4 protein-coding genes are annotated in these 5187 nt (G+C 58.0%); all 4 read left to right on the forward strand.

Features of this window, described 5'->3' with window-relative positions:
* A partial coding sequence (locus AB7F49_RS38020; protein WP_428532786.1) for a PucR family transcriptional regulator occupies positions 1-1102 on the forward strand: 1102 nt, incomplete at its 5' end.
* Positions 1103-1218: 116 nt separating this feature from the next.
* The gene (locus AB7F49_RS38025) at positions 1219-2553 is read left to right on the forward strand and encodes a flavin monoamine oxidase family protein (protein ID WP_428532789.1); all 1335 of its coding nucleotides are present in this window, start codon (positions 1219-1221) and stop codon (positions 2551-2553) included.
* Positions 2554-2638: 85 nt separating this feature from the next.
* On the forward strand, positions 2639-4150 hold the full coding sequence (locus AB7F49_RS38030) for a sugar ABC transporter ATP-binding protein (RefSeq protein ID WP_428532792.1): 1512 nt from the start codon (positions 2639-2641) through the stop codon (positions 4148-4150).
* Between the two features lie 47 nt (positions 4151-4197).
* Positions 4198-5184 carry an ABC transporter permease gene (locus tag AB7F49_RS38035; RefSeq protein WP_428532795.1) on the forward strand — a complete coding sequence of 329 codons (987 nt, stop codon included), beginning with the start codon at positions 4198-4200 and terminating at the stop codon, positions 5182-5184.
* The last annotated feature ends 3 nt before the right edge of the window (positions 5185-5187 follow it).

Here is a 5187-nt window from a genome sequence, read left to right on the forward strand (position 1 = left end):
TGCGTCGGCCAGTGAGATCATTTCAGCTATGGAGCAAGAGATTCAATGCGGTCTGGTGGTCGTCTCCACCGAGTCTGACGCACCCATTGTCAGCGGTGCATTTGGCGCGAGTGGCTCTGTAGTTGAAGCTGCGCTTCATGCCTGGAGCTTGCAGCGCACCTCTCCGCGTGGACTTCTGCGCCTAAAGGAGAAAAGACCAGTCCTCATGCTGGAATCGCCAACACGCTGCCCTACAGCACTCATTGTGGCACCGTTCCTCGATCAGGTGCCGTCGTATTCAGTGCTGCAGCACGTTGCTGCGATCGTAGCACTCGGGGTTGATCGACAATGCGCATCGAGGGAAGAGACTCTAGAGTCAAGTGGAGTGTTGTTGTCGCAATTGATCGCCGGAAATACGGTGCTGATGGAAAATGACGCAAGACTAGGCCGATACGGGCTTCCTGGCGGTCCGTTTGTACTCTTGGCGATTGAGGCGGCGCACTCGCAGTGGGGAACGTCTCTCGCGCAACTTCGTCCCGAGCAAGCACCAGGACTCGTCAGCTCGTGGAGCAGCATGGAGTCTCTTATTATGTGCACTAAGGTCAATTGCGCATTGTGGCTAACGTGGCTCGCGGATAAGGCCACGGTCGGGGTCAGCGGCAGCTTTGAGTGGGACGGCGACGTCTCTGCAGCAGCGTATGAGTCCCGCTGGGCTTTGGAGCGCGCAAAGAGAACCGGCGTCGCCATCCTGAAATACGAGGAAGCCTCAGCCTTTGTCGGTCCGAGGTCCGTCGCGGACGCCCGGGCTTTGGTTAAAAGGGTTCTCCGTCCGGTACTTGCGTACGACAACGAGCATGGTGCGGACCTTATTCCTTCCCTAAAATCGTTCCTAGGGCGAAACCGCTCATGGAAGTATGCCGCGCAGGAACTGTACATACATAAGCAGACTCTAGTGTACCGAATCGAGAGGGTTGAAGAGCTCACCGGAAGAAGTCTGAAAAATACCGCAGATGTTGCGGAATTGTGGCTAGCTTTAGAGGCCCTAGATGACCTGCAGCCCTGCGGAGAAGATCGCGGCAGCGAGGTGACCACTTTGCGTCTCGCTCTTGAACCGTCCCATTAGACGATCGTCTAGTTGTCGGTCCACAAATCGATCGATCTACTGGTGGCGACCGTTTTCGGTGGCGTTTTTAATAGGGATCTCGCTACTGGAACTCGATTTACTGAAAGGGCGCGATCATGCCGAGGGATTACGATGCAATTGTAATTGGGGGTGGCTTCGCGGGCGTCACCGCCGCCAGAGATCTTTGTGATCAAGGTCACGGCGTTCTTCTGCTTGAGGCCCGGGACCGCCTTGGAGGTCGAACGTGGTTCAAAGAGTTTGGCGACACGGGTTGCTCGGTCGAGTTTGGTGGCACATGGATCGCCACCGCTTGGCAGCCACAGATCGCGGCTGAGATCGAGCGCTACGGTCACGATCTGATTCTCAGCCCGACGGGCACCGAATGGAAGTGGGCGTTCGGTGATACGTCATACGGTGGACCACTCCCCATCCCGGTCGATGAGTGGCTTGCATTTGAGCGTGCTCTCGTTGCCGTAGACTCTGCGTCACAGCGGGTTCGTTTCGGTGAGGCACCGCTTGATCAGCAAGACCTGGCTGATCTCGACGTATCCTTTTCAGAGTGGCTGGGGACCCTAGAACTTCCGAGGAGAGTCTCTGAGTTTCTTTTGTCCTGGGTGTCGCTCTACTTCGGCTGCGCCCCTGGCGACGTGTCTACTCTGCACGTCCTGTCTTGGATCGCGGGCTTTGACAACAGCGCAATTGCGTGGTACGTAGCGTTGAGTGAGAAATTCGCGGCGGGGACGCGCGGCCTTGTTAGTGACATGTTCGCAGACGCGGGCGCCGACCTGGCCCTGGAGTGCCCGGTGACCTCAATTGAAAGTCACAAGGAAGGCGTGAAGCTGTCTACCGGAACGGGCGACGTGTTCACTGCGAGCGCTGTGGTTCTGGCCGCACCAATCAATACGTGGGAGGATGTTGAGTTTCGGCCAAGTCTAGGCGAGCCTAAGGCCCGAATGGCAAAGGAAAAGCAAGCTGGACACAGTCCGAAGTTTTGGGCTCTTGTGGAAGACGTGCCCGGATACTTCTACGGCATGGGCTACCAGACTAAGGCGAAATGGATGCAAACTGAGTACCGCCTGACTGAGGGAAACCTGATCGTCGGGTTTGGGGATGATGCCGGCGTCTTCGACGTTACCGATGGCGCACAGGTCGAACAGGCTGTTCGAGAGTTCATTCCGAATGCCAAGGTCATCGCCAGCGAAGGTCACGACTGGACAAAAGATAGGTATTCCCAGGGAACATGGTTGGCGTACCGCCCCGGCCAGGTCATGCGGTTCGCGAGTGAGATGCAGAAAGCCGAGGGAAGAATATTCTTTGCTGGCTCCGACACCGCCACCGGGTGGGCCGGCTGGATGGAGGGCGCTGTCGAGAGCGGTCACCGCGCTGCAGCCGAAGTAGGCGCTCTTCTTGCCTCCGGCGAGAACCCTCGTATCGGTGTTTTGGAGAAATAGGTAGCCGGCTGAGGTCGGCGTCCCCCCGTGTGTACGCTCGGACCTCATCAGCACAAGCGCGGAACGAAGTCGGAGACGACCTAAAGTGACTGCCCTAGAGATCTCTGGTTTTTCGAAAGCCTTCGGATCTACTACTGCGCTAAGTGACGTGTCGTTTGCAGCAGAGACCGGTGAAATACACGGACTTATTGGAGGCAACGGTTCAGGTAAGTCCACCCTAATTAAGATTCTCGCCGGTGTGTTGAAGGGCGATACGGGTACGTTTTCGGTCTATGGGCGAAGGTTCTCGGCGAAATCCGCGGCGCCTAGTGACGTTAAGCGGGCGGGTCTACGGGTGGTGCACCAGCAGAACTCCGTGTTTCCGTCCCTGACCGTAGCGGAAAATCTGGCGCTGGGCCATGGTTTTGAGCAGGGAAGAGGGGGAAGGGTTCACTGGCGCGTACAGCGGCGCCATGCGGAAAGTGTGTTGGCCAGGTTTGGAATCCAGGCGCGACCTGAGGAAGCGTTGGTGGAGGCCCGACCTGCCACAAGAGCAATGATCGCCATAGCGAGGGCACTGCAGGACCTTGACGGACACGGCGAGGGCGTCTTGATACTTGACGAGCCAACGGCCTCGCTTCCACAGAGCGAGGTGCAGATATTGATGACCGCTCTGAGGAGATTCGCGAGCTCAGGACAAACCATCCTACTTGTTAGTCATAGGCTCGACGAGCTCCTTTCGACAACCGATGGCATTACGGTGTTGCGTGATGGCCGTGTACATGTATCTCAGGCAACGTCCCTTTTCACCTATGACTCGCTAGCGGAGGCAATAGCAGGTAAGAGTCTAAGCACGACGATGCGACGGCGGCATGCAGGCTCCGCCCCGCCGGTTGCGCTGCGAGCAAAGCACCTCGCTGGAGGAGCGGTCAGGGATGCTAGCTTTGAGCTGCGCCTCGGAGAGGTTCTTGGGATCATCGGTCTACTGGGCTCTGGCCGCACCACGCTCTTGCGGCTTCTGTTCGGCATTGATCGACTGGAGAGGGGACTTCTCGAGGACGGGGAGGGGCGGCGTCTGGACTTTCGATCTCCGAGCGACGCAAAACGGGCCGAGTTCGGGTATGTCCCAGAGGACCGACTGGTTGAGTCTGCCTTTCTCGATTTGACTGTTTCTGAAAACCTGTCGATCGCAAGCCTCAATCGGTACTGGCGGCGCGGTCGGCTAAGTGCGGGGAGGGAGCGACGCGACAGTCGCGAGCTGATTTCACTGTTTGGCGTTGAGTGTGGCGGTCCTGCCGCTCCGCTTGCATCTCTCTCCGGCGGGAACCAGCAAAAGGTTCTCATTGCTCGCTGGATGAGACGTAAGCCGCGGGTTCTTCTGCTCGATGAACCCACCCAGGGGGTTGACGTTGGGGCTCGGGCAGGGATTTACGAGCTCATTCAGCAGGCGGCCGATGAAAACACGAGTGTAATGCTCGTCACCTCGGATGTGAGCGAGCTCGAGGCGGTATGCGATCGCATCGTAGTCATGAAAAAGGGAGCAATCGCGCTCGAGCTTGAAACTCACACAGGGGACGACCGTAGCCTGGAACAGGCAATCGAGGAACTAGAGGGATGAATCAAATTACCAGGGAAACAGACAAACGGCCTCAAGAGGAGGCGAGCGTGCGTGAGACGCCGCGTGACACAAAGCGCAGCGGTTCCCGCTGGCTTCGCTACTTGGAGGCTTATGCACTGCTAATCCTACTGATTGGTGTCTGCGTCTTCTTTTCGGTGTATCCCAAGACGGCAAATACATTTCCGACACTCGCAAATCTTCAGGTCATTTTTGGGAACCAGTCCGTGCTTGCGCTCGTCGCGCTGGCTGCACTCATACCGCTTGTGTGCAACGAGTGGGATTTGTCGGTAGGGGCAAGCGCCGGTTTGTCGGCAGTAATTTGCGCTAAGTTGCTGTCCAACGGTACACCGCTTGGGATGGCTATGGCAGCGGGAGTGTCGCTAGGCGTCCTTGTGGGCGCATCGAACGCCGTTCTCATCACGAAAGTGGGCACAAACGCCGTGATCACGACGCTCGGAACGGCAGCAATTGTGGGTGGCGTAGTCACGCAGGTCACCGGCGGCACGGCGCAGGTCAGCAATATTCCGCACATTTTGACGCGCTTTGGGTCCGGAAACACTTTCGGTGTTCCTAACACTGCCTACGTGCTCCTAGGTGTCGCACTGGTCGTCTACTACGTCTTGGTCCATACGCCAGCTGGGCGATACATATACGCGCTAGGCTCTAATCGGGAGGCAGCTGCACTGATTGGCCTGCGCACGAAGCTCATTCTCGGGTTCACATTTGTCGCCGCTGGCGGCTTGGCTGGGATCGCCGGAGTTCTGCAGGTGGCCCGCGCAGGGGGAGCAGATCCACGCATTGGCGAAACGCTAACGCTGCCAGCCCTTGCAGCGGCCTTCCTGAGCGCCGCCGCGATCAAACCGGGCCAGTACAACGTTGGCGGAACGATCGTGGCGCTATTTCTGCTCGCGACCATTAACAGCGGTCTCGCCATTGCGGGGGCGCCTCCCTATCTTGCCGAGTATGTCAACGGTGCCGCGCTCATCGTAGGGGTGGCACTTGCAGTCAACCTTGGCCGCGTCAAAAGAAGGTGACGA

The sequence above is a fragment of the Pseudorhodoplanes sp. genome (assembly GCF_050250235.1).
GTDB lineage: Bacteria > Pseudomonadota > Alphaproteobacteria > Rhizobiales > Xanthobacteraceae > Pseudorhodoplanes.

Excerpts from the sequence above, each read along its gene's own strand:
- AB7F49_RS38025 (WP_428532789.1), top strand. The coding sequence starts at position 1,219 with ATGCCGAGGGATTACGATGCAATTGTAATTGGGGGTGGCTTCGCGGGC.